This is a genomic window from Frankia sp. QA3 (genome assembly GCF_000262465.1).
In the GTDB taxonomy this organism is placed as follows: Bacteria; Actinomycetota; Actinomycetes; order Frankiales; family Frankiaceae; genus Frankia.
This window is the reverse complement of the sequence record NZ_CM001489.1, coordinates 5,088,935-5,113,689: the sequence shown is the minus strand read 5'-3', so window position 1 is coordinate 5,113,689 and position 24,755 is coordinate 5,088,935. Positions and strand designations below refer to the sequence as shown.

Here is a 24,755-nt window from a genome sequence, read left to right as displayed (position 1 = left end):
CCCGTCACACGGGCGGTTTCATCCGGTCGTCGCGATCCTCCGTACCGACATCCCAGCTCGGTGTTCATCGAGTACCGCGGCTTTGCCACTCAGCCGGCGCCGAACCGATTCCGGCTCGCCGCGGACCGGAGAGCCGGTCAGCCTTTCGTATGCTCCCCGCTCGACGCACCTTCTGGCCTCCAGGGTGGGAGTGAGGCGAGGGCGATGTGGGGTCGTCCGGTGATGGGATGAGGGCCGATGTGCGCTCGAACCCCGAAGACCGTCTCGATGAACTCGGGGGTGAGGGTGTCGAGGGGAGGGCCGCTGCTCGTGACGCGTCCCTGGTGGAGCACGACGACCCGATCGCAGTAGGCGGCCGCGTGGTTGAGGTCGTGCAACGCGGCGAGCAGGGTCAGTCCCAGGTCGCGGACCAGGTCCAGCAGGCCGAGCTGGGCTCGCACGTCGAGGTGGTTGGTGGGTTCGTCCAGGATGAGTAGTGGTGCCTGTTGGGCCAGGGCCCGGGCGACCAGTACCCGTTGGCGTTCGCCGCCTGACAGGGTCGAGAACAGCCGGTCCGCGGTGTGGACCATGTCGACCCGCTCCAGGCAGCTCCGGATGATCCTCCGATCGGTGCCGCTCTCCCGGTCGAGGAGGCGTTTGTGCGGTCCGCGGCCCATGGCGACGATTTCCTCCACCGAGAACTCCCCGTCCACGTCGCCGTGTTGGGTCACGACGGCGCGGTGCCGGGCCGCGCGGCGGGCGGGAATCTTCCACAGGTCGTCCCCGTCGAGAGAGATCACTCCGGTGACCGGCCGCAGCGAGCGGTAGATCGTGCGAAGCAGGGTCGATTTCCCGCTGCCGTTCGGGCCGATCAGGGCGACGAACTCTCCCGGTTCGGCGACGAGGTCGATGTCGCTGATGATGGGTGATCCGTCGATGTCGACGCTCACGCCGGCCAGGGTGAGGCGCATCAGGTTCCCCGTCCCGCGCGGCGGCGGAGCAGCCACAGGAAGAAGGGCACTCCGAGGACTGTGGTGACGATGCCGACCGGCAGCTCGTTCGGCCGGTCCACGGTCCGGGTCGCGAGGTCGACGGCGACCAGGAACAGGGCTCCGAGCAGCATCGACACGGGGAGCAGGCGGCGATGGTCGGCGCCGACGGCGAACCGGGCCGTGTGGGGCACCATCAGCCCGATGAAACCGACCCCGCCGACGACGCTCACGACGGCCGCGGTCAGCAGCGAGCCGATGATCAGCAGTGTGATCCGCAGCCGGTGGACGGCGACCCCCATGCCGGCGGCGGCGTCGTCGCCGGCCATGAGCGCGTTGAGGTTCCTGGCCTGGAACAGCAGATAGGTCATGCAGATCGCGATGACGGCGGTCGGGAGCCCCAGGTCCGACCAGCTGGCACCGGCGACGCTTCCCATCAGCCAGAACATCATTCCCTGCAGCTCCGTGGGGTTGATCTGCAGTTGGACGTAGCTGGTGGCCGCGGTGCAGAGATAGCCCACCGCGACCCCGACCAGGACCAGCCTCGAGTCGAGCAGCCGGCCGCCCCGCTGCGCGAGCAGGTACACGACGAAGACGGTGAGCAGCGAGGTCACGAAGGCACCGCCGGACACCCCGAGACCCCCCAGGGAACCGGTCCCCAGCGACGCGACCAGTACCGCTCCGAGGGACCCGCCGGAAGAGACCCCGAGGATGTAGGGATCGGCCAGCGGGTTGCGGACCAGCGCCTGCAACACCACACCGGCGACGCTCAGACTGGCGCCGCCGACGGCCGCGAGCAGTACCCGCGGGGTTCGGATGTCCCAGACGATCTGGTCGTCCAGGGCACTGGGACTGTCCTGTCCGGCGAGGTGGGCGCCGATCACCCGCCACACCGCGGCCACCGGGAGTGTCACCGAACCTATCGACACGGCCAGCAGGCAGACCACGGCCAGCGAGACGGCCAGGGCGGTCAGCAGAGCACCGGTCGCGGGCCCCGAGATCAGGTGCGGGCCCCGCGACCGGGCCTCGTGGGCCTCAGCCACGGGCGTCGAGAGCTTTGGCGATCTTCTCCACCGCCCAGGCGTTCAGCGGTCCCAGGTAGATCCCGTCGGAGACGGTGGTGTAGTTCCGCGTCTTCGACGCCGCCCACTGCGGATACTCGGCGAACAGCCGCCGTGCCTCGGCCGCCGGGTCCTCGCCCGGTTCGAACGCGCCCACGACGAGCAGGTCGACGGAGGCCGCGGCGAGCTGCTCGGTGTTCAGGGTCGCTGTCGTCTCCGAGCTCTTCCCCTCGAAGGCGTTCACCCCACCGGCCGCACGGATCACATCGTCGTAGATGCCGCCGGTCATCACCGCGGGCAGGCCGTTGCTGTTCATCATCGACATGCCCGGGAAGGCGACCAGTACCTTCTGCTCCGGTTCGCCGTGCGCCCCCGCCCGGACGGCGTCGACGCGTCCGCGCAGCTCGCCGACCACGGTCGCGGCCTTCGCCTGCACGTCGAAGATCCGACCGAGCAGGGTGATGAACGCGAACGACGACTCGATCGACTGCTTCTTGTAGGCGTCTTTCTCCGCCTTCGACGCGTCGGTCTTGCCCATCGCGCAGTTCACCGGGTTGACCAGAGAGTGGATGCCGGCGTTGGCCAACTGGGCCCGCGTCGCGAACCCGTTCCTGGCCTCGAAGCCGCCGGACCAGGTGGACACGACGAGGTCAGGCCTGGCCGCGAGGACCTGCTCAGCCGGTACGTCGAAGTTGTCGTTCTGGGCCAGGCCCCCCTTGGGAATCCTGCTGACGGCCGCCACCATCGTCGGATCATCCGACACGCCATAGGACTGCGCGTTGGCCAGGATGTGATCCTGCAGGCCCAGGAGCACGAAACTCTCGACCTCGCCCACGGACGTGCCATTGAGGATGAGGACCCGCTCCGGCGGCCTCGTGAAGGTGACCTTCTGCCCGCAGTTGTCAAAGCTGAGCGGATACGAGGTCCGGGCCGGCGACGCCACGGCGGCCACCGGAGTCGAATCCGGTGTCGACGGGTCCGCGCAGGCCGCGACGGCGCTGACGAGGACGGCGGCGATCGCGCCGCCCACCGCGCGCAACAGTGGGGAACCGGACGGATTCCCGCGCAGAGAGGGAGTTCCCCGGCGGGGACGATGACCAGACGGCGTCGGATCCGGACCGGTTGTGGTGACGGACGAGCGTGCGGAAGACACGGGTGATCTCACGGGAGTCTCCAGAGGAACCGTGACGGTGTCGTGCGACAGGCCGCGCGGCGCCGCCCCCGGGCGCAGATCATCCGCCCGCAGCACGGATGGGCCGCACGGACGGATGGGCCGCGCGGACGGATGGGCCGCGCGGACGGATCTGGGAACGGGAAGGCGACTGCGGTCGAACCCCGCCACGCATGGGCGTGACGCGGGTGTCGGGCCGGATCGGACAGCCGCGGTGAGCAGCCGGGCAACCTTGCAACCTTGTCCGCGACGTCCGGGTAACCGGGAAGCGCAGAGGCGTCACCTGTCCGGTCAGGCCGGCACGGCCCCCGGGGGACCTCTGCGCACGACCACATGCCGGAGCAGGACCGGCCGGCGCATCCAGACCGGACGGAAGACGGGCAGCGCACAGCCACCGGCCACGGTGCGCTGTGGGGAGACGCGGCGTCGCAGCCGGCGGACGACCCGCCGGGCCACCACGGCGGCGCCCCGCGCCGCACGCCACACCATCCGTTCCCCGGCCGCCAGCCACCAGGCGAGAACCACCGCGGCGAGCAGATGCGCCCCGGCCATCGCCAGCCCGCCGGGCAGCAGATCGACTCCCGAGGACGCCCCGCCCCCCGTGGCGCCGACGTGCTCCGCATGCGGCAGACCCGGCGGCTCACCGCCTCCGGAGACCGGCACCGCGGGTGTGGATACCGCGAACGCGAGGTGCAGACCCAGCTGGATCACGAGGACGAGGCCGGCCGTGCGCGGCCGAGACATCCGCCCAGCCGTAGACCCCCAGCAGACCCTGCCGGCCAGCAGCCCACCGACGGCTACCACCGGAACAGACGGAGCCATCCCGCAGGCGGCGAGATGCGCTACGACCGCGAGCGCGACCGCGAGACCCGCGGTCGCCGCCGTGCGCACGCTCCGCCCGACCGGCCTCGCGGGCCAGATTGGCCTCGCGGGCCAGATCGCGGTGGCTGCCGGAGGTCTCAGCACGAGCCCGCGCAACCTGGCAGCCGGGCGCCAGACCGGCGGGCGGCCACCGCGATGCTCACCTCGACCTTCCCCTCACCTCGACCTTCCCCTCACCTCTACGCAGTGTAGAAGTCACGTTGGCGTAAGCAGTGTAGAAGTCCCGTTGGCGCAGAGGCGCGGATTACCGAGATCCAACGCTCACGTCCGATGACCGCCGCGATCCCCCGAGGGCCGGGGCGCCCGGCGGGTGGGTCGGCTAAGGTCACCGTTTCGTGGCATGGGCGGCGACTGCTGCTGCGGCTGCACTTCTACGCGGGCGTCCTGGTCGCACCGTTCCTGCTGATCGCCGCGCTGACCGGACTCGCCTACACGATCACCCCGCAGCTCGACCGGCTGGTCTACGCCGACGAGCTGTACGTCGACCACGTCGGTACGGCGCCGCGACCGCTCGCCGAGCAGATCGCCGCCGCCCGCGCCGCCCATCCCGAGGGCACCCTGGCCGCCGTGCTCACCGGGGACGGCGCCCGGCGGACCACCCGCGTCGTGTTGGACGTCCCCGAGCTGGGAGACAGACAGCGCACGGTTTACGTCGACCCCTACACCGGCCAGGTCCGCGGCACGCTGACCACCTGGTGGGGCAGCACCCCGCTGACGACCTGGCTGGACGACCTGCACCGCAACCTGCACCTCGGCCCGGTCGGCCGGAACTACTCCGAGGTCGCGGCGAGCTGGTTGTGGGTCGTCGCCACCGGCGGGCTGGTCCTGTGGGTCGCCCGGCGGCGCCGGACCCGGCGGGCGCGCCGGATCCTGCTGCCCGACCTGGCCGCGCGGGGACGACGGCGCACGATGGCCTGGCACGGCAGCACCGGGGTCTGGCTGCTGGTCGGTCTGCTGTTCCTGTCCGCGACCGGGCTGACCTGGTCCCGCTACGCCGGAGCGCACTTCACCGCCGTCCTCGACGCCACCCACAGCCACGCCCCCGACCTCGACACCGCCCTGCCCGCGGCCGCCTCCACGGGTTCCGCGCCCGCCGGGCACCACCATGCCCGGACCGGCGGCACCGGCGGCGTTTCGGGGGCCGACCGGGTGGATCGTGTCCTCGCCGCCGCCCGCACCGCCGGTGTGGACGGGCCCGTGGAGATCGGCCTCCCGGGTGAACCGGGCACGGCCTGGACCGTCACGCAGACCGACAAACGCTGGCCGGTACGCCTGGACGCCGCCGCGATCGACCCGACCACCGCAGTGGTGACGGCGAAGACGCGGTGGGCCGACTACCCGCTACCGGCCAAGCTCAGCAAGCTCGGCGTCGCCGCGCACATGGGCCAGCTGTTCGGGCCGGCCAACCAGATCCTGCTCGCCGCCCTCGCGCTCGGCCTGATCTGCGTGATCATCTGGGGCTTTCGGATGTGGTGGCAGCGCCGCCCCACCCGCGACGACCGGCCCGGTCGGCGGGGCCCGCTCGGGCCGCCCCCGTCGCGTGGGGCCTGGCACGGATTGTCGAAGTCCGCGCTGATCGTCGGGATCGTGCTCACCGCCGCGGTCGGCTGGGCGCTGCCCGTCCTCGGAGTGACCATGCTGGTGTTCCTCGCCGTCGACCTCCTTGTCGGCGCCGTAGGCCGCCGGGCCGCGCGTCGACCGGTCTGATCCGCAGGTGCCCGTGCGGTCGACGGCCGCACGGGCACCGCGAGGACCTCTACGCGCCGATCGCTCCGAGAAGCACGGGCAGCGAGGCGTGCAGCTCCTCGGTCCAGTAGCTCCAGACGTGGACGCCGGGGCTGTAGAAGTGGGTGGTGAGCAGCGGATCGCCGGTAGCGCCGGGGTGCGCGGCGACGTAGGCGTCGGTGAGCCGTTGGGCGAATGCCTGACTCTCGGCGTTGACGATCGATTCCGTGTTGACGGAGCCGGGGTCAGGATCGTTCGGGCCCCGGGTGCCGTCCCCGGACGAAACGTAGATCGGGATGGAGGTCAGCTTGTCGACCAGGTAGTACGGGTCGTGCTGCTGCCAGACCGCCGCCCCGGACGTGGTCGTCGGGTCGCCCCACAACTTTTTGACGTCCTTGCGGGCCGTCAGCAGCTGCGTTCTGATGGTCGGGTAGTCGGCATAGGGGTGCAGGGCGCCGCTGTAGGACGCCACTGCCCTGAAGTCGTCGGGATGCCGGGCCGCGTAGGACACCGCGCCGAATCCGCCCATCGACAGGCCGGCGACCGCCCGGTCGGGTCCGGCGTGGTAGTTGCGTTCGAGCAGCTGCCGCAGCTCGACCAGGTGGAAGGTCTCCCACTTCGCCGGATCGGCGATCCAGTCGCTGTAGTAGCCGACGTTCCCGCCGTCGGGCATGACGACGATCACGTCGCGCCCGGCGGTCCGGCTCTCGACGTCGGTATTGGTGGTCCAGTCGACGTGGCCGGATGTCCCACTGCCCGCGCCGTGCAGCAGGTACAGCGTCGGCCAGGTCCGGTCGGGCTGGGCGTCGTAGCCCGTCGGCAGCAGCAGCCGCACGGTCTCGTCGGCGTTCATGGCAGCCGAGTGAATGGTGAGGTCGACCAGACGCGCATCATCCGACGCCGGATGGGTGACACAGGTGACCGCCGATCCATCGTCGCTTTTGGCCCCGAGCGGCGTACACGTCGCCGCCTGCGACGGGGAAGCCGCGACGATTAGGCCGACCATCGCGCTCACCACGACCGCCGAGGGCAGCGCGATCCACCGTCTCCATCTCCTTGATCTCATGGACACGACGGTAACCAGAATTGTACGTCCGCACCACAAAAAGGGTCTAGCACGGACGAGCTCTCCTTGAACGCCCAAAGTAGTCGACCGCGCGGAAGCTGGAAAGGGCTCGAACTATCAACCCGACCCGCCCACCTGCCCGTTTACCGCTGCGCGGACCATCTAAGCCGATGGGTCAGACCTAGGTGTGCAGGTCGGATGGTTGGTAACGCTGCGTGGTGGGCCTGGCGTCCAGTCAGGTGAACCGATTGAGCCGCCATGGCCGGCAACACCGTGCTCGAACTGGCCCTCGACGGAGAGTCCACGACGGCACGCCCCTGGCGGTCGACGCGACCGCGTGACCGACGTCGTGGCACGGTTGCCGGCGCGCCCCGCACGGCTAGCGGGTGTGATTGATGTCGCCACTTGGATGGTGAACTAAAACGGGCTGTGGCGATGCTCGCTCATTTCGCCTGGTCAGGGGCGCCGGTAGATATTGGACGGGGCCGTCGACTACCGGCGTAGGCTCCCGCCGAGCAGCGTACGGCCTCTTCAGCTTGGCACTTCCGGGTAGCACCCGGCGGGGGTCGGCCGCGCTAGTGTTCGGTTCGCCATCCGGACCGTGCTCACGGCAGATTTCCGACCCCTTCCCGGAATTCTCGGCCGATTTTCCACCAAATTTCTGGACGATCCACCGTGCGTGCCGCCGATGCCGTCGGCGGCCCAAGGGGTCGTCCACCGACGGAAAGGCGTATGGACGAGTGCAGTTGCCCTGCGAAAGATCCGGCTGGCCGTGGCGCGGACCTCCTGGCTGCTCTCCCTCGAAGACGGACGAGTGTGTCGCTTTCGCCAGTTCCACGACTCGTGAAGCGACTCCTGAGCGGGCTGTCGCCCTGCACGGGTGACGAGCCCTGATGCCCGCCGTCCCCTCCTGACCTCCTCGCGACAGTTTTTCCGGCTCGGCGCACTTGTCCAGGTCTCGACGCATCGTGCAGCGTGGCGGTCTGTCGGATCCTCGCGGGTCCGGCGACGCCGACGTCCAAGTCGGCATAGAGGCAGCAACGACATGACCCGAATCTCTTCGGCGTTCGTGCTTGTTCCCGGAGCACTGACCCCGCCCGGCCTGGCGGACGGCGACTCCCGATCGCGCTGCGAGCCCTCCGTGAGAACGGGACGCTCAGACAGGTGTTCAGGCCACGATGAGCTCCTGGAGCCGGGCGATGGTGTGCTGCTGCCGGTCGAGGATGTGCATCCGATCGCGGACGGTGTCCATATGCTCGCGCAGGTAGTCCGCGACGCAGGCGTCCAAGCGGGCGCCTTCCTCGGTGAAGCAAGGCATGATCTTTGCGACGATCGCCAGCGGCAGTCCGCCGTCCAGCAGCATGCGGATACGCCGGACGGTCTCGGTCGCGTCTGCTCCAAAGCGGCGGTGTCCGGCCGCCGTGCGGGTCGCGCGCAGCAGGCCGTGCTGTTCGTAGTAGCGCAGGGAGCGCACGCTCGCGCCGGTACGGCGGGCGAGCTCCCCGATGCCGACCGTGCCGTCGTACGGAGTCGTCAATGCGTGTTCCTCTTGCAGGTGACGCTGGTGGCAGCTCCTAGCCTTCCGGCCATGACAGCCGTGAACGACACAACAGCCCCGTCCGCGGATTCGTTCCTGACCGGCGGTGACCTGCAGGTGCGGCGCATCGGGCTCGGCACGATGCGCCTGACCGACGCGACCGGAGACGGCACGCAAGCCGGGGCAGTGATCTGGAGAGCGCCGGCCGATCCGGCCGAGGCCATCGCCTTGCTGCGCCGCGCCGTGGACCTGGGCGTACAGTTGATCGACACCGCCGACGCCTACGCCCTCGGCGAGGGCGAACGCCTCATCGCTCAGGCCCTGTACCCCTACCCCGACGGCGTGGTCGTCGCCACGAAGGTCGGCAACCTTCGGCCGTCACCCGGCGAGTGGGTCCCGCTCGGGCATCCTGCCTACCTTCAGCAGCAGGCGGAGCTGAGCCTGCGCCGCCTGCGGGTGGACACGATCGACCTGCTCCAGCTGCATCGCCTCGACCCGGCCGTCCCGATCGCAGACCAGGTCGGCGCGCTCGCCGAACTCCAGCAGCAGGGGAAGGTGCGGCACATCGGATTGTCCGAGGTCAGCGTCGACCAGCTCGACCAGGCCCGCAGGACCGCGCCGGTGGCGACCGTGCAGAACCACTACAACCTCACCGCCCGCCACCACGAGCCCGTGCTCGACCATGCCCGCCAGGCGGGCATCGCGTTCATCCCGTTCTTCCCCCTCGCGATCGGCGAGCACGCCCGCCCCGGCAGCGTCGTCGCCGACATCGCCGGCCACATCGGGGCGACCCCGGCCCAGGTCGCGCTCGCCTGGCTGCTGCACCACGCGCCGAACATCCTGCCCATCCCGGGTACGACCTCGATCCGCCATCTCGAAGAGAACGCAGCCGCCGCGCACGTTGCGCTCACCGACCAGCAGTACACGGCACTGGCGAGTCTCGCCGCACCCGCCGGAGAACTCTGAAGCAGACGACCGCGCCGACTCAAGGGTGTTACTTCCACTGGCACCATCAGCAGGCTCCTGGTCCGCGTACCCGCTTCCGACCATTCTGGAGGTCATGATCCGTATCGGTGTCAACCTCGCGGCCGGCCTGGGCACTCCCGGTTCCGGCAACCTCATAGACGACTTTGTTGTGATCGCCCGGACGGTCTCCGCCGCCGGGGTGCCCACCGGCTGGCTGCCGCAGGGCTACGGCTACGACGCTGTCGGCGTGTTGACCGCGGTGGCCCGGGAGGTGCCAGGCCTCGAGTTGGGCACCTCCGTCGTTGTCGTCCAGCCGCGCCATCCCCGGGTGCTGGCCGGGCAGGCGCTGACGGCGCAGGCTGCGGCACACGGGCGGTTCACTCTCGGGCTCGGCGTCAGCCACCCTGGCCTGCTGGAGATCTACGGTCAACCGTTCCACCGGCCGGTCGCGGCGCTGCGCGCCCACCTCGACACCCTGCTGCCGATACTCGACGGATGCCGTGTCCCCGGCGCCACCGGGGCGGGATCCGACCCCGCCGACAGCGCCGTGCCCGGCGCGACGGTCCGCGTTCCGGTGCTGCTCGGCGCTCTTGGCCCGACGATGCTGCGGCTGGCCGGGGAACGCACGGACGGCACGATCACCTTCCTGGCTGGACCGCGCACCATCGGTGATCATGTGGTGCCGCTGATCGGCGCGGCCGCCCGGGGCGCCGGCCGGCCGGCGCCCCGCGTCGTCGTGGGGCTGCCGGTGGGGGTGACGTCCACGCCGGACCGTATCCGCGCCGAGCTCAGCGCCGAGTACGCCAGATACGCACAACTGCCCTCCTACCGCGCGGCCCTTGATCGCGACGGTTTCACCGAGCCGGGCGCGATCGCCGTCGTGGGGGACGAGGACGCGGTCCTCGGCCAGCTGTCCGCCTACTCCGCGCTCGGCGCCACCGATGTGCTGGTCAGCCTGGTCGGCACGGCCGAGGAACGCAGGCGGACCCTGCGCCTGCTCGGCGCCGGCCACCCGGACGGCCACCTATCGTAGTCGACCGCTCTGGGAGTCAGAAAGGGTTCGAACCGCCAGCCCGACCCGTTGACCTGCCCGTTCACCGAGATGATGGGCGCGAGCCTCTGGTCGGAACCGCCATTCGGACAGATGGCCGTCGATTCTCGGCGGCTCAGGCGGGCGGCGAGCAGGCGGATCGATGCGCTGCGGGCTCGGGCGCGCCAAGACCGACGACGACAACGGTGAGCATGCGGCGCGCTGCCTGGCGGTCCGGGCCGGCGGCACCGGCTATCGCGGTGACCAGGGCCAGGACCTCGTTCCAGCGCAGCGAGGCGCGGCGAGGCCGTGGTCGCGTGCTCGCGTGCTCGCGTGCTCGCGTGAAAAGCGGCTTGGCAGCGGCATCGATGCGCGCGTGCCACTCGTCCACCTCGGCGGTCAGTTTCTCCGACGTGAGGGCGTAGGCGGCGACGAGTGCCTCGCGCAGACCCCGACTGGCCTGCCTGTGGGCCACGACGACGCCGAACCAGTCGAACAGTGCGTCGTCGCCGCCGCCTCCGACATCGCCTTCGCCGGCGCCACCGACGCCGACCGCGCGGCGATCGAGACCTTCGGCGAGGCCCTCGCCGGCACCGACAAGCCGTTCGTGATCGCCTCCGGCATCCTCGGCGTGCTCGGCCTCCCGCCGGGAGTCGTCTGGCCAGCCGTCCACCGCGACGACGCCGCGCGCCTGTTCCGCCTCGCGCTCGAATCGGCGCCGCCCGGTTCAGCGCTGCACGCGGTCGGCGACGAGGGCGTTCCCATCCGCGAGGTCGCCGAGGTCCTCGCCTCCCATCTCAACCTCCCCGCGCTCTCCGTCACCCCCGAGCAGATCGAGGACTACGTCGGCTTCCTCGGCGGCTTCTGGGGATTCGACGGCCCCGCCTCCGCACAGATCACCCGCGACCTACTCGGCTGGCGGCCAACCCGTCCGGGACTGATCGCCGATCTCGAGGAAGGTCACTACTTCACCTGAGCGCCACCGGCCGACGTCGGCGACGTGGACGTTGCGCAGGACGAGGCGGAAGCCGGAGAAGTCGGCCGCGTGCTCGTGGCTGTCACGCAGCGAGCCACGGAGGAGGTCGCGGACCGCGGTTCGGATAGAGGAAGCCGACATGCCGGCGGGTGTAGAGGATGAGCTGGCCGCGATCGAGGTCCATCCGGGCCGGCAAGGTGCCTCGGGCGGCCAGCTCACTGAATTCCGCCACCAGTGCCCCTGGCGCCCACTGGAGCTGTTCGGTCGCCTTGGCTGACGGGACGACCGCCAACGGGCCTGGTAACACGACGTCGGCTCGCGTCACGGTCGCCCCGTCGGCCGGCCCGTCCCCGCCATGCCGTCGCGTCCCGAAGTAGCCAGGACCTGTCCGTGCGTTCGAGGACATCCGCGGCTCGCCTTGCGAGCCGGACGGGTTCGTAATCTTCCTCGCCGGCATGGCCCCGCTGAAGATCTCCATCTGGCCGACCCATTGGCTCTACGTTCTTTTCCGCTATCTTGCATACGGCGAAATCCATCCGTTCGGCCCGGCTGTGCGGGCATCGCGGTGCCGGCCTGGCCGGCTCCCGACCTGCGCAACGGGCTGCCCGCGGCCAAAACCGCGGGCTACGGCCACCTCGTCGTCGACGGAACGGTGGTCGAGACCGACCGGATCTCTGCCCCTGGCCCGACCAGCGGCGTGGACCTGTGGTGGTCGGCCAAGGCCCACAACCACGGCAGGTTGAGCCGGCCGACGACCGCCGCCGCGTTGCTGCCCGTAGGGACCCGCGTCTCGGCGCACAGCCGTGCTTTGATCTGCGCCACCGCCGCCCTGCTCGGCTTGATCAGAAACTTGCCGTGGTACCGGCGGATGGTCCGAGCACTCCGTCGTAGTCGTCCGAGTGGATATGGTAAAAAGTATCGCTATCGACGGAAGGTAGTGATGTGATTCACCAGCGACCCATAGCTGTCTCTTGGCGCGGGTGCGTCGGTCCTATTGTCATGTCGATCACAGCGGTCTAGCTGGCCGGCTGCGGCGGGGACGGCGGGGACGGCGGGCAGAACGCCCGCCGGGCAGCCACCGACCTGCTGCCTGCGGGCGCGATGATGATGGCCGACGAACGCGGCCGTACCCGTGTCGGCGGTTTCGCGGGTGATCTGCGGCCAGGTCTGCTCCCTCTCGGCGGTGATGGCCTTCGCATCGTGTTCGGCGGCGCACCAGGCTCGCGGCAGTGGGCCTGTGTGGGCTGTGTTTAGGAGGTTTGCGTGGGGGACAGGTCGGACGGCGTGCCCGGCGTGCCCGGCGTGCCCGGCGTGCCGAGGGTGAAGCCGGACGCCGGGTTCGCGGATTCCGCGACTGAACCACGGCCGCGTCCGCACGGGTCGGACGCCCAGACGCTCCCACCGCCCGAGAGCGACTCGGGCACCTCTCCTGATGAAGCCTCTCAGTCCCGGCCTTCCGACTCGGCTGAGGATCCCGGACCGCGCCAGGGCGCCTCGGCGCAGCACGCGACCGCGGTTTTCCCGGTGAGCGCGGATGTGGTGGCGGCACTGCGCGGGGTCGAGCGGCAAGCGGAGGCGTTCCATGCGCGTGCCCAGAACTACGAGCACATCATTCAACAGATGCAGAGCCGCATCGAGCAGCTGCAGGGCGACCAAGTCCAAGCGCTGCTAAAGCCGCTCATCCAACGGATCGCCTCACTGCACGCCCAGGCAGTCGAGGCGTCGGAGCAGGCACGCGGACGCGGGGAGACGGCGGAGAAGGACTTCCGCTTCTTCACGGTCGCCATCGAGGAGGCGCTTGGCCTCCTCGACATCGAGTCGGTGGCGGCCGCGCCGTCCGTCAAGTTCGATCCGAGGCAGCATCACGCCTCCAGGGTCCTCCCCACCGACGACCCGTCCATGGATGGGCGCATCCAGCGAGTGCTGAGGCAGGGGTTCACCTACACGGGCGCCGCGAGGGTGTTCCTGCCGGCTCGGGTCAGCATTTACCGGTTCGAGCCGCCTTCCGAGGTGCCGGCGGCCGACATGGACCACGAACCGGACCCGACACACGAGCCCGGCGAAGGAGCCACCGTTGACTGACAGCGTCTACGGAATCGACCTCGGCACAACCTACTCCGTGATCGCTCGAATAAATGACCTGGACCAGGCGGAGGTCCTCCTCAACAACGACAGCAGCCCGACGACGCCCTCGGTCGTCTATTTCGAGAGCGACAGCAACGCGGTCGTGGGGGCAGAGGCCAAGCGAAGCCAGCTCCGCGACCCGGACAACGCGTGCTCGCTTATCAAGCGGAACATGGGGACGGTCTACCCGCTGGACTTCCGCGGGCAGAAGCACACGCCTGAGAGCATCTCCGCGCTGATCCTCAAGGAACTGGTAAAGATCGCCAACAGCGAGAGCGGTGAGCAGGTCAGCAAGGTTGTCATCACCGTCCCGGCCTACTTCGGCATCCAAGAGAGAGAAGCGACCAAGCAGGCTGGCCAGATCGCGGGTCTCGACGTCGTGGGCATCGTCACGGAGCCCGTCGCGGCGGCCCTGTCGCTTCGGATTCGCGGTGAGCAGCCCGAGACCGTCCTCGTCTACGACCTGGGCGGCGGCACCTTCGACACCACTGTCATCCGGGCCGAGTCCGGCAAGATCGAGGTTGTCGCGATCGACGGCAACAGGACTCTCGGGGGTGCGGACTGGGACGAGGCCCTCGCCCAGTTGATCACGAACGAGTTCGTCGAGCAGGCCGGCCTCGGCGACAACAATCCACGGCTGGATGCCGAGTTCGAGGCCGAGTTGCTGGGGCAGGCAGAGGACACCAAGAAGTCGCTGACCAAGAAGGAGAAGGCGACGGTTCGCTGCCGTTACGAGGACAGGGACGAGCAGGTGACGGTAACACGGGCGCAGTTCCAGGCCGCCACTCGTCACCTTGTGAACCAGACGATCGAGATCTCGCAGCGGGTGGTCGCTACCGCCGAGCGGAAGGTGCCCGGCCTGAAGGTGGATCGGGTCCTGCTGGTCGGCGGGTCGTCGAACATGCCGATGATCGAGGCCGCGCTTCGCGAGCAGCTCGGCTGGAACCCGACGAAAACCCAGCTCGACCTGGCGGTCGCCAAGGGCGCCGCGATCTACGGGCAGGCCGCGATCGACGAGGTCATCTCGACCGACGGGGAAGAGCCCGGGATTGCTCCCGATGCCGAGGAGAAGTACTACCTCGGCGGTTCCAAGACGCTCAAGCTCACGAACGCCCTGTCGCGGGGCCTCGGGGTCGAGTTCGTGCGGCCCGACAGCGACGAAAAGTACGTCTCGTTCATCATGCACGCCAACGACGCGATTCCGGCCCGTTCCCCCAAGATCAAGGCACGGACCGTCGCCGACAGGCAGACTGCGGTCCTCATCGTCCTTTACGAACAGACGGGAGAGCGCGAGTCGGAGGTCCCAACTGACAACAAACACTTGAGGGACCGGGAACTGCCGATTCCGTCGCTCCCGAAGGGCTCACCTATCGAGCTCACCCTCGAGGTGACCGCCGAGGGTCTTGCCCGCGTGACCGCGTATGACCCGACGGGTGGTCAGTCCGTCAACGTCGAGGCCCAGGTTTCCGTCCTCAGCAAGGATGAGGTCGACCTTGCGACGGGCGTGGTCTCCGGCATCAGCCTGCGTTCCTGAAGGGCTTTGAGGACGGATGGCGTTCGATCCCGCCAAGTACAGAAGCACTGTCCTTGTCCCGCTGTCCAAGGACAAGGAGCGGTTGGAGGCGCTTCAACAGGTTATCCGTGACCTGCAGGGCGCCGACGGCATCTCGGCCGCGGATCGGCTCGACTCGGCCGAGCTGTTCGCCGTCGAGCCGTCGATGACCGCCCAGGAGCTGGCGGGTCACCTCGAGCGCCTTGAGATGACCTACAACAAGCAAAAGTTCCTTGCCTCGGCCCAACTGCTCAAGAGGCTGTTAGAGCTGCTCGGCAAGGCAGGCGGGAAGCTTTCCGATCCCAACTTTTGGGCTGGGCTCGCGGCCGCGAGGGGCCAGGCCATCAAGGCTCAGCTGGACGAGCTCGCCCAGGAGCTTGCCCAGGAATACCCGCTGAAGGTCGTCACTCCCGAGCAGGTCGCCGAGCAGGCGGCGGGCACCGGTCTCACAGGGGTGTCCGAGGGCGGCCTGGCGTCCGCGCTGGCGAAGTACGGGGTGACGGTACGGCCCGATTTCGAGATCCCCAAGGTCACTGTACCGGCCCCCGTCCGGAAGGTGACCGACTTCCCGGAGTTCAGAACAATCGTCGACGTGGTGCTGCGTCCCGAGCAGCCGCAGGACATGGCTGTCATCGAGGAGCTTGCGTTCGGCAGCCCGCCGCGGTATCTGAAGCCCAGCGACGTCACGGCTGCGAAGCACCGCCTTCAGCAGCAGGAGGCGCAGGTCGAGGAGCGTGCACGGCACGCAGCGCAGAACGCTCTTGCCGCGCTGACGGACTACACGTCAGCCGCGGACCTGCACGCGCTCACGTTGGCCCTTCTCGCCGAGACCACCGAGGATCTTCTTCGCCGTGGCAAGCCCAGGGTCACGGTGCGCAACGAACTGGTCAGACGCGGCGTGCGGGAGATTGACGCGGCTCGGCTCGTCGCGAAGCTGTCGACGTCGACCCAGGTGCTGGGACTCCACGACGTCGCGGAACGCCTGGCGGGCGGAGCCCTTGGCGAGGCCCGACGACTGTACGACGCCCTCCCGTCCCTGGACGGCGAGGATCCAGCGGAACGCGCCCGCATCGGGGCCAGCCTCGCAGCCGCGGAAAAGAAGAAGGCCGGCTTTCTGGCGCAGTACGACTCGGCTCTGCGCAGCCGCGACTACGTAGCCGCGGCGGCGGCGCTTCGCGGGGCCCTGACCGTCGACACGGGAGACGACGACCTGAGGCAGCGCCTGGCGAGACTGCCACCGCTGCGACCCGCGAGCCTGTCCCTGCGGGTCGACGGACGCGCACTCGACGTCACATGGCCCACCGACAGCGAGGAGTCGGTCCGCTACTGCGTCGTCCGGACAACCGAGGCGGTACCGGTCAATCACACCGACGGTGATGTCCTCGCCAGCAACCTCGACGCAACGCGCTACCGCGATCAGCGACCCCTTGTCGGCAGGCGGGTCCGGTACTCGGTTTTCGCGACGCGCGACGGTCTGTCCTTCTCCGACCCGACGACGGCCACCACGATCGTTCTGCCATCTCCATCCGAGCTGAACGCCTCCCCGGGGATCACGGACGTCTCGTTGTCGTGGTCGACTCCCCCCGAGGCCGCCGGCGTTGTCGTCACCCAGACCGCTCCTGACGGCTCCCGCAGGGAGCACCAGCCAACGACCCCGGGCCAGCTCTCGGTCACTGGGCTCATCACCGGCACCCGGTACCGGTTCTCCGCCCGAGCCATCTATCTCGTATCCGGAGACGAACGGCGTTTGTCCGCAGCCGTCGAGATCGACGCTACGCCACGTGGCGCCATACGCGCCGTGGAGGACCTTCGGATCGAGGCAGCGGCGGGCAGCCGGCTCCGGGCGGCCTGGTCGACCGTCTTTGGATACACCGTGGAGCTGTGGGCTCTGCCGGTCACAGCGCGTGTGACCGCCGGGACGAAAATGTCCTTTGCGGCGCTGACGAGCCAGCGTGGCCGGCGCCTGATCCTCCGCCCGGGCGGGGACTCCGGCGGCGTCACGGCGCGGGAATTCGACCCGCTCCCCGACGTGAGCCTGCTGGTGCCGGTGACCGTGGATGGAGACGGTGGGCTGGTTGGCACGCCCAGCGTGGCGGGTGCCGCACCTTCCGTGCAGAAGCCGGTCGCCGAGCGGTTCGGCGAGGAACTCCGCGTCTCGTGGGAGTGGCCTCGTGGTGACTACCTCATCGAGGTCGGCTGGACCGTCCACGACGCCCGACACACGCGGCGAGTCTCACGCACCGGCTACAACGAGGAAGGCGGCGTCCGCCTCGCCGCCGAGGACTCCGTGCGGGACGTCACCCTCGCGACGGTGGTCCGCGCCGGCAGCCAGGAGTGGGTCTCACCGCCCGTGCCGGTCCCGGTCGGCAGCGTGGCCCCCAAGATCAAATATTCGCTTGTGCTGCGGAGAACCCTCCGTGGCCGCGGATCGGCCACCGTCACCGTCGAGTCCCCACAGTTCAGGGGCAAGGTCCAGGCGCTCGCCGTGCTCAAGGAAGCGAAGTTCATGCCGAGTGGCCCTTCCGACGGCAGGTTGGTGGATCGCCTCGCGCTGGACTTCTCGTCGGGCCCGTCGTTCCAGTTCGACCTCGATCTTGGCAAGGTCGCGCGTGACTTCTGGGTTCGGCTGTTCCCAGCACCGGGCGGCGGCACGCGGTTCGAGGACCCGCCGACCAGTCAGATGCGAGGGTAGCGAATGGGACTGTTCAACTCCACGGCGCCATGTCCGTACTGCTACACCGAGATCAATCCTCGGAGGCTGGCGTACCGGTGCTCCGGACGGCATGCCGCTGGTAAGTCCCAGTGCAAAAAGGAGGTGGACCGGGTACGCCTGATCCACTTCAGCGACTCCGACCCCTACTGGCCGGTCATCACGCCCATCGGTTCCGCCTCGACACGCTGCCCGAAGTGCGACGCGGACGCCGGGCCGCCGATGTGCCCAGAGTGTCACTCCCTCCTGCCTGCCGAATACGGAGCGGATTCCGCGCTCATCGGCCTCGTCGGGGTTCGCCGATCGGGGAAGACGGTGATGCTCTCCGTTCTGGACGCCGAACTCCAGACGTCGGTGGCGAATCGGTTCGACGCGGCGATCGATGCCCCTGGCGGGAGGTCGAGACTGGCTCGCGACCTGAGGATTTACCGCGAGGTGATGCTCAAGGCCGATGGGACGCTCCCCGCGCAGACCGATTCGAGCGGTAGCGGGAAGAAGGAGCCGGCAGTCTACTCGTGGCGCTATTCTCGTAGACGCGCGATGGGAATTACACGCACAGCTTCGACCGTCTTCTCATTCTATGACAACGCCGGCGAGGATTTCGAGACGCCGGACAACGCCCTCAGCCAGACCTATCTCGGAGCGACCTCCGGGGTGATCCTGTTGCTGGACCCGTTCGGATTTCCGACCAACCGTGCGCGCGCGAACGCCAGGGGCGCCACGCTCCCGGAATCGGGTCCGGAGAACGTGCTGGACGCGGTCACGCTGGTCCTGAGAACAGCAGGAAAGATCAAGAGGAACCGGAAGATCAAACAGCCGATCGCGGTCGTGATCTCGAAGATCGACGCATTCTTCGACGGGATTTCCGCCGACCACCCGTTGCGCCAGCCTTCCTCGTCCCGCCCGGTCTTCGACGAGTCGGAGTCGCAGACGATCCACGATCATGTCGGCTCGCTGGTCGAACAGTGGGGCGGCGCGGGACTGATCCGGAAACTGGAGCACAACTACGCCACCTTTCGGTTGTTCGGCGCGTCGGCCCTGGGCGCGGAGCCCGACTACTCCTCCGCCCGCGTCAACAGTCGCGGACTACTCCCGCACCGAGTTGCAGAGCCGCTGCTCTGGCTGATGGCCAGCCGAGGCTTCATCCCGACGACGGGAGACTGACGTGGTCTTCGAGGTGGCGATCTACACTGATGTCCTCGCGAGCGAGGCGATCGACAGCATCGGCGGCTTCAACTTCCAGGCGGTGTCGCCCGGGATCTCGGGGACCGACCGGCAACGGATTCGTGAGAGCCTGCTCCACCGCGTCGTCCCTTCCTGGTCGCTGTCTCATGACGAGCTCAGCCACCCGCCGACATGTGCGTATGTCGTGGCGGACGGACGCGCCTACCTGGCACGCGGGAAGTCCACCGGAAAGACGAACAGCGGACGCCCCGGCAACCAGGTCACGCAGGCCATCGTCACCTCTGATCCCGACGACTTCGTGCCTTATCGGCCAGCCCAGCTCTACGGCGCGCTCGAATGGAGTCTGGAGAAGGCACTCGGTTCTCGCCTGGACCCCTGGGTCACACCTCTCGAGATCCGCCCCGAGTTCGAGGTTGCCTCGCTCCAGGAGTACGTACGAGACGACGAGTGGGCGGTCGCGGTTCTTCCGCAGTTCCTGACGATGCTTGACGAGGTCCTGGCCGCGGAGCCGAAGAAGCTGGTGCTCCTGCACACCGATCTCGATGTCGTGATGCGATGGATCGCCCTCGGGACGTTGTTCGTCGATGCCGAGGCCGCTCGCGCGGTGCACTTCCGCGCGCTGGTCGATGACCTGCGGCGCGTCGATGCCCTGATCATTGGCATGAGCCCGGAGTTCGGCGTTGGTGATCTCGGCGCGGCCAACGTGTTGGACCTGACGCGACGCTCCGTCCCGACGATCGTTGCCAGTGACATCGCGCGCGTTCGAGCGGACTGGTTCCTCGAACACGGTGCGGACGACGCGTTGAACGCCAGCGTGATCGCACGGCGCTGGGAACCCGTGTTCGGCCGTGTCCTGGCGACCGAGGCGGCGCGCCTGGTCGGGTTGCCTGACGACGCCAGCGAAGGGCGCGCCGCGTGGCGGACGTCGATGGCCGCCATCGACCGACTGGCGAGCGCTGGCCTCAGAGACGATCTGGCGATGTACGCCGAGGAGCTCTGTGAGGGGACGCTTTCCTACGGCCCGACTTCGGAGAAGGAGTTCCGCCTGGCCGGCACCGCCATCAGGCGGGCACACGATCTCGGCGTCGACGAGGTGGCAGCGAGGGTGGCGCTGTCGACCCTGGAAGCGCTGGTCGCGGTTCCCGCCGCGTCGCGCGGTTTCACGCAGGAACTGGCGCGGGCGAAAGGACCGATCAGCTGGGAATCCGCTGACGCACAGGAGGCGGGCGGCAGGTTCCTGGGTGAGCTGCTGGCCGCAGCGTCGGCAGCGACATTGCCCGACCTCTTCGCCGCCGCCTACGTCGTCGGCCTCGTCGTGCCCGATGCCCAGCTGCGTCCGGCCGTTGCCAGCCTCGCCGCGCTGTGGCTGCGTGACCCGGCGCTGGGACGAAACAGGTGGCAGCGCTGGCTGGCGGGAGACGCGGTGGTGTCCGCCACCGCCCGGCAGGTCGTGAACGCCTGGCGTGTCGGCGACGAGCAGGCGTTGACGAGCCTGCTGCGCGGCGACTGGGATTTCCTGGGGTCGGTCGTGGACGATCCAACGTTGGCAGGCTGGTTGAAGGCCGGTCAGCTCGGCCGGATTTCTCCCGAGGAGCGCACGGACAGCATCGCTCAGACGGCGGTGCTTCCTTCCAGCGCCTGGAGGATCGCGCTGACCGGGTCGACGTTGCCCACGCACGCGGGGCTCTGGGCGTCGTGGATTGTCCACAACGGACTGCCTGACGACCTGGCGGCGGTGGTCCGATCGTCGCTCAGGAGCGCGCTCGATGCCGACCCCGCCGGCGCGGATGCATTCGAAGCTGGCGACTGGAGCCCGCTCATGAGGAGCCTCGGTGCCGCTGGAGACACCTGGCTGGCTCAGATCTCCGGGAGCTACACACAGGCGCAAGCCGTGTTGAAGAAGGCTCGCGACAACGTACGAGCCCGTTCTGGGGCCTCGCTCGACGGATGTCTACCCGCAGTGAAGGGGCTCGCGCCGCTCTTGCTGGCCGACATCGGCCTGCTGCTGCTCCGCTCGACCAACAGCGCCGCGGTCGAGAGAGTACTGAACGAGATCGAGCCGTGGGGCCTCGAGTCGGTACGCGCGTCGATCCTCGGCCTCGCCCGGTCTGGAGATGGGCTTCGCGCGATCGAACGTGCGCTACGCGCCCGTGATCATCCGCACAAGGAGATCGTCGTGGCGGCCGAGGATGCTCTGGACCGGATCATCGAGTCGCAGCCTGATCTCGCTGACAGTGCCCGCGTGCCTCGATGGCTTCGGGATGGCCTGGAGGACTACCTGTTCCAGCGCGATCGCTCGCACGGGACGAGACGCTGGCTTGGCAGACCGTTCGGCCGAGGTAAGAGGGTGGAGAACTAGGGTGGAAGAGGTCCTGGGATTCATCCTAGTGGCAGTGGTGGTGATAACCGCAGTTGTCTTCGCGGTTTGGATCCTGATCGCTGCCGTCGTTCGCATCTTCGCGTGGGTGCTGGTGCTCTGGGCGGTGACCTTCGCCGGCGGGATCGCCGTCGGCATTTTGATCGGGGTGGTACTCCCGCCCAGAGTCCTGCGTGGCAAGGCGGAAACGAAACCAAAGATCGCGACGCCGGACCAGGTCGTCGCCGGGAAAGTTCTTGGAAAGGCGCCGAGGGGGCCGGCGAAGCACCTCGGCTGGGACAGGGCCTGGCCCGTCTACAATCCGCACCAGGCGAAGCGCGACGCGACTGCTGTCGTCGCTCAGGCGAAGCGCGTGGTGCCGGGCCCGTTCAAGTGGCTGTTCGATCTGGACGCGACGTCTGTCTGGTCCGCTTTTCTGCTTCCCCCGCTCGTCGGGTTCGCGATCGGGGCATGGATTTCGATCCTCACATGGTACTGCGTCATGGGGATTCTAGGCGGCGGTGTGTACCTCATTCAACAGATCGGAACCCTCGGGTACCGGTCGTACGACAGCCTGACTCGGCGGTGCAGGAAGGCGACGCTTCGCTGCGCGAAGTGCTACCGCGTGACCGTCACCCCCAGCTATCGGTGTTCGAACCCCACGTGCACGACGGTCCATCACGATGTCAGGCCCGGACCGCTCGGCATTGTCCGCCGGCGGTGCGGATGTGGCACCAGCATCCCAGCCACGGTGGGGTCCGCGGCCAGGCACCTGGTCACGGTCTGCCCGTTCTGCCTACACGACGTGCCGAAGGGTAGTGGCACCCGTCGGGTCCTTCCGTTGCCAGTGATCGGGGCGGTCGGCGCGGGGAAGACCCAGTTCCTCTCGAGCGGGACGGTCGAGCTCGAGAAGAGAGCCAAGTTGCTCTCCGGGTCTCTGATGCCGATCTCTCCCGTCGCCGAGACCTTCCTGAAGACCGCGGCCGCCGCTGCTGCCCGGGGACAGCGTATGACTCCGACCGTCTGGCAGGACCGCCCCGAGGGCGTGCCGTTACTCCTTTCCCTGTCGGGGAGGGAACTGGAACTGCAGCTTATGGACTCCTCAGGAGAAAACTTCGCCTACTTGGAGCGTGCACAGGCCCTGGGATACATCGACACGGCCGACCTCCTGCTGTTCATCCTCGACCCTCTTGCGCTGCCCAAGGTGACGGAGCTCCTCAAGCTGGCGAACAAGAGCGGGACGGTTTCTATCGCCGTGGGTGACCAGGAAGACTCGTATGCCAGCGTAGTCGACCGGCTGCGCGCAGAGCATGTTCGCCTGCGCTCGAAGAGCCTCGCCATCGTCGTCACGAAGGTCGATGTGCTGCAGGCTCTGCCTGGCGCCGAGGGGATCGTTCCAGGCGACGGCGACTCGATCCGGTCCTGGCTGAAAACGAATGGCGCCGACGGGTTCATCCGGCGCGTCGACCAGGACTTCACGCACGTCTGCTACTTCGCCGTCGACTCGTTCGGAAAGCGCGACGGCCTGGACGCGCTCCATCCAGTCCGCGTCTTCGACTGGGCGCTCACGTCCACCGATCGACGGTTGACCGTCATGCCGCAGCTCGCGGACGTACCCGCCTAGCCAGGGATGGAGTGACATGAAGGACGGTATCCCGCTCATCTACTGGACGTTCCGGAGTGCATGGACGGTCCTGCACTTCCTCGTCGTGCTCGCGGCGGCGACTGTCCTGCTCTGGTGGGGAATCAAGGACGGCAACGGCGAGCGGCTCCTCGGTGCGGCGCTGCACCACCTGCTGGAGGTCCAGCGAACAGTGGCGCGCGCCATCCCGTGGCCGTGGAGCGCGTAGGCCGGTGAAGCCGTGAGCACCAGCATTGGCATCGATCTCGGGACCACGTACTCGTGCGTCATCCACAGAGGTCGCGACGGCGCTGAAACCGTTGTCGAGACCGCTGATGGCGGGGAGCTGACTCCGTCGGCCGTCTACTTCGGTAGCGGCGGGCACGCCCTGGTGGGTGAGGAGGCGAAGCGCATGCTCATCCGCGACCCGGAGAACGTCGTCACCGGGATCAAGCGCCAGATGGGTCGCGACTTCCCGCTGGAGTTCCACGGCCAGCGCTACACGCCAGAGGCCATCTCCGGCATCATCCTGCGCCACCTGGCAACGGACGCTTCCCAGGCGTTGTCCGTGCCGCTTTCGGACCTGGCGGCGGTGATCACTGTTCCCGCCTACTTCGGCGTGGCGGAGAAGGAAGCGACGTACGCCGCGGCCGAGATCGCTGGTCTGCGCTGTCTCGAGCTCCTGGCCGAGCCGGTCGCGGCGGCATACGCATACGGGCTGTCGGACGGACCCGACGTCACCTCACTGGTGTTCGACCTGGGCGGCGGGACCTTCGACGTCGCCGTCGTAGGCATGTACCGAGGCGCCCCGCGAGTCTGGGCCGTCGATGGCGAGACCCGGCTGGGCGGCATCGACTGGGACCGTCGCGTTCAGGACCTCTTGTGGGAGCAGGTCGACAAGCTCCCGAACGCCGAGGACCTTCGGTACGACGAGGAGGTGATGGGGGCCGTCGAATCCGCGTCCGAGCGAATCAAGCGCCAGCTCACCGGGCGGGGGAGCGTGACGGAGCGTATCCGGTTCCACGGGCAGACCATCGAGCTCCGTGTCGCTCGGCAGGCATTCGAGGAGGCATCCCGTGACCTCGTCGTGCGCTGTCTCGACACCGTGGCCCGGGTGAGGGAGACAGCCACCTCGCTCAAGGCGCCAACCGTTGGTCAAGTCCTTCTCGTCGGTGGGTCCACACGGATGCCGATGATTCGAGACGTCCTTGGCGCGCGGCTCGACCTGCCGGTTCGCCTCACACATCCGGACAAGGCCGTCGCACGCGGGGCCGCGATGGTGGCGGAACAACTCACCACAGCGACTAGTGGATCGGGCCGCCGAGACGTGCGCCCGGGACAACCCGGCGACGTCACCCGGATCACACCGGTCCTTCCGCGCTCCATCGGAATCCTCATACACTCCAGCCAGGAGCCGTGGCGCGAGGATCCATACGTCCTGCACTTCGTACCCGCCAACACCCCGCTGCCGATCGATCGCAGAGAGCACGTCGTCGCGACCATGGTGAACGGGCAGGAACGAGCCCGCATCCAGCTCTACGAACAGGGTGGAGCTGTCCCCTCGCAGGAGCCCGCGGACAACCGGATCCTCCTCGAAGGCGAGATCGTGGGCATTCCGCCACGGCCGGCGGGCAGCCCGCTGTCCCTGTACGTCTCCGTCGACCTGGACGGCCGCATCACGGTCGAGTCGGCCGAAGGCAAGGCTCGGACGAAGCTGGAGGTCGAGGCGTTCATCCACGGCGTTCTGGACGATGCTGAGCTCGCCGAGCAGCGGCAGGTCGTCGGCGGCCTGACGCTGGACAGGTAGGACCTCACATGGCGGCAC

Annotated in this window: 20 protein-coding genes and 1 pseudogene; 13 read left to right on the top strand and 8 right to left on the bottom strand. The window is 68.7% G+C overall.

Going from position 1 to position 24,755, the window contains the following annotated elements:
- Positions 1 to 137: 137 nt before the first annotated feature.
- From FRAQA3DRAFT_RS21055 to FRAQA3DRAFT_RS21040, 4 genes are all read right to left on the bottom strand, one after another.
- On the bottom strand, positions 138 to 950 hold the full coding sequence (locus FRAQA3DRAFT_RS21055; protein ID WP_009741069.1) for an ABC transporter ATP-binding protein: 813 nt from the start codon (positions 948 to 950) through the stop codon (positions 138 to 140).
- On the bottom strand, positions 950 to 2,011 hold the full coding sequence (locus FRAQA3DRAFT_RS21050; protein ID WP_009741068.1) for an iron ABC transporter permease: 1,062 nt from the start codon (positions 2,009 to 2,011) through the stop codon (positions 950 to 952). The genes FRAQA3DRAFT_RS21055 and FRAQA3DRAFT_RS21050 overlap by 1 nt, the downstream gene beginning before the upstream one ends.
- The gene (locus tag FRAQA3DRAFT_RS21045; protein ID WP_009741067.1) at positions 2,004 to 3,059 is read right to left on the bottom strand and encodes an ABC transporter substrate-binding protein; all 1,056 of its coding nucleotides are present in this window, start codon (positions 3,057 to 3,059) and stop codon (positions 2,004 to 2,006) included. Before FRAQA3DRAFT_RS21045 ends, FRAQA3DRAFT_RS21050 begins: the two co-directional genes overlap by 8 nt.
- Before the next feature lie 432 nt (positions 3,060 to 3,491).
- The gene (locus FRAQA3DRAFT_RS21040) at positions 3,492 to 3,944 is read right to left on the bottom strand and encodes a hypothetical protein (RefSeq protein ID WP_009741066.1); all 453 of its coding nucleotides are present in this window, start codon (positions 3,942 to 3,944) and stop codon (positions 3,492 to 3,494) included.
- A 408-nt stretch (positions 3,945 to 4,352) separates the two neighbouring features.
- Between FRAQA3DRAFT_RS21040 and FRAQA3DRAFT_RS21035 the strand changes: the two genes are divergently transcribed.
- Positions 4,353 to 5,789 (top strand): PepSY domain-containing protein, encoded by a 1,437-nt coding sequence (locus FRAQA3DRAFT_RS21035; protein WP_009741065.1) that lies wholly within the window; start codon positions 4,353 to 4,355, stop codon positions 5,787 to 5,789.
- A gap of 49 nt (positions 5,790 to 5,838) precedes the next feature.
- Here the strand turns inward: FRAQA3DRAFT_RS21035 and FRAQA3DRAFT_RS21030 are convergent, their stop codons facing one another.
- Together FRAQA3DRAFT_RS21030 and FRAQA3DRAFT_RS21025 are read right to left on the bottom strand one after the other, a co-directional pair.
- Positions 5,839 to 6,813, bottom strand: a complete 975-nt coding sequence (locus FRAQA3DRAFT_RS21030) for an alpha/beta hydrolase family protein (protein ID WP_009741064.1) — start codon at positions 6,811 to 6,813, stop codon at positions 5,839 to 5,841.
- A 1,228-nt stretch (positions 6,814 to 8,041) separates the two neighbouring features.
- Positions 8,042 to 8,410 carry a MerR family transcriptional regulator gene (locus FRAQA3DRAFT_RS21025; protein ID WP_009741063.1) on the bottom strand — a complete coding sequence of 123 codons (369 nt, stop codon included), beginning with the start codon at positions 8,408 to 8,410 and terminating at the stop codon, positions 8,042 to 8,044.
- 51 nt (positions 8,411 to 8,461) lie between these two features.
- Here FRAQA3DRAFT_RS21025 and FRAQA3DRAFT_RS21020 point away from each other — a divergent pair, with 51 nt between their 5' ends.
- On the top strand, positions 8,462 to 9,376 hold the full coding sequence (locus tag FRAQA3DRAFT_RS21020; protein WP_009741062.1) for an aldo/keto reductase: 915 nt from the start codon (positions 8,462 to 8,464) through the stop codon (positions 9,374 to 9,376).
- 94 nt (positions 9,377 to 9,470) lie between these two features.
- On the top strand, positions 9,471 to 10,409 hold the full coding sequence (locus FRAQA3DRAFT_RS21015) for a TIGR03564 family F420-dependent LLM class oxidoreductase (RefSeq protein WP_009741061.1): 939 nt from the start codon (positions 9,471 to 9,473) through the stop codon (positions 10,407 to 10,409).
- 133 nt (positions 10,410 to 10,542) lie between these two features.
- Here the strand turns inward: FRAQA3DRAFT_RS21015 and FRAQA3DRAFT_RS35295 are convergent, their stop codons facing one another.
- Complete coding sequence (locus tag FRAQA3DRAFT_RS35295) at positions 10,543 to 10,881, bottom strand: hypothetical protein (RefSeq protein ID WP_198286947.1); 339 nt, start codon at positions 10,879 to 10,881, stop codon at positions 10,543 to 10,545.
- Between FRAQA3DRAFT_RS35295 and FRAQA3DRAFT_RS31720 the strand changes: the two genes are divergently transcribed.
- The gene (locus FRAQA3DRAFT_RS31720) at positions 10,873 to 11,382 is read left to right on the top strand and encodes a hypothetical protein (RefSeq protein ID WP_198286946.1); all 510 of its coding nucleotides are present in this window, start codon (positions 10,873 to 10,875) and stop codon (positions 11,380 to 11,382) included. The two genes, FRAQA3DRAFT_RS35295 and FRAQA3DRAFT_RS31720, sit on opposite strands and share 9 nt — an antisense overlap.
- Before the next feature lie 82 nt (positions 11,383 to 11,464).
- On the opposite strand, the gene FRAQA3DRAFT_RS21005 is transcribed toward FRAQA3DRAFT_RS31720, so the two are convergent.
- A complete protein-coding gene (locus FRAQA3DRAFT_RS21005; protein ID WP_157467535.1) occupies positions 11,465 to 11,707 on the bottom strand; it encodes a hypothetical protein in 243 nt (80 codons plus the stop codon).
- 231 nt (positions 11,708 to 11,938) lie between these two features.
- On the opposite strand from FRAQA3DRAFT_RS21005, the pseudogene FRAQA3DRAFT_RS37505 reads away from it, so the two are divergent.
- The 9 genes and pseudogenes from FRAQA3DRAFT_RS37505 to FRAQA3DRAFT_RS20960 form a co-directional block, all read left to right on the top strand.
- Positions 11,939 to 12,118 (top strand): annotated as a pseudogene (locus tag FRAQA3DRAFT_RS37505) (IS5/IS1182 family transposase); the annotation flags it as partial.
- Between the two features lie 788 nt (positions 12,119 to 12,906).
- Complete coding sequence (grpE, locus tag FRAQA3DRAFT_RS32135) at positions 12,907 to 13,464, top strand: nucleotide exchange factor GrpE (protein ID WP_198286945.1); 558 nt, start codon at positions 12,907 to 12,909, stop codon at positions 13,462 to 13,464.
- Positions 13,457 to 15,040, top strand: a complete 1,584-nt coding sequence (locus FRAQA3DRAFT_RS20990) for an Hsp70 family protein (RefSeq protein ID WP_009741056.1) — start codon at positions 13,457 to 13,459, stop codon at positions 15,038 to 15,040. Before grpE ends, FRAQA3DRAFT_RS20990 begins: the two co-directional genes overlap by 8 nt.
- A gap of 16 nt (positions 15,041 to 15,056) precedes the next feature.
- The gene (locus FRAQA3DRAFT_RS20985; RefSeq protein ID WP_009741055.1) at positions 15,057 to 17,750 is read left to right on the top strand and encodes a fibronectin type III domain-containing protein; all 2,694 of its coding nucleotides are present in this window, start codon (positions 15,057 to 15,059) and stop codon (positions 17,748 to 17,750) included.
- 3 nt (positions 17,751 to 17,753) lie between these two features.
- Positions 17,754 to 18,932, top strand: coding sequence for a hypothetical protein (locus FRAQA3DRAFT_RS20980; RefSeq protein ID WP_009741054.1), 1,179 nt, complete (start codon positions 17,754 to 17,756; stop codon positions 18,930 to 18,932).
- A 1-nt stretch (position 18,933) separates the two neighbouring features.
- Entirely contained in the window at positions 18,934 to 21,312 is a 2,379-nt protein-coding gene (locus FRAQA3DRAFT_RS20975; RefSeq protein WP_009741053.1) for a hypothetical protein, read from the top strand.
- Between the two features lies 1 nt (position 21,313).
- Entirely contained in the window at positions 21,314 to 22,933 is a 1,620-nt protein-coding gene (locus FRAQA3DRAFT_RS20970) for a hypothetical protein (protein WP_009741052.1), read from the top strand.
- Positions 22,934 to 22,949: 16 nt separating this feature from the next.
- Positions 22,950 to 23,159, top strand: a complete 210-nt coding sequence (locus FRAQA3DRAFT_RS20965; RefSeq protein WP_009741051.1) for a hypothetical protein — start codon at positions 22,950 to 22,952, stop codon at positions 23,157 to 23,159.
- Positions 23,160 to 23,171: 12 nt separating this feature from the next.
- A complete protein-coding gene (locus tag FRAQA3DRAFT_RS20960; protein WP_009741050.1) occupies positions 23,172 to 24,737 on the top strand; it encodes an Hsp70 family protein in 1,566 nt (521 codons plus the stop codon).
- Positions 24,738 to 24,755 lie beyond the last annotated feature (18 nt).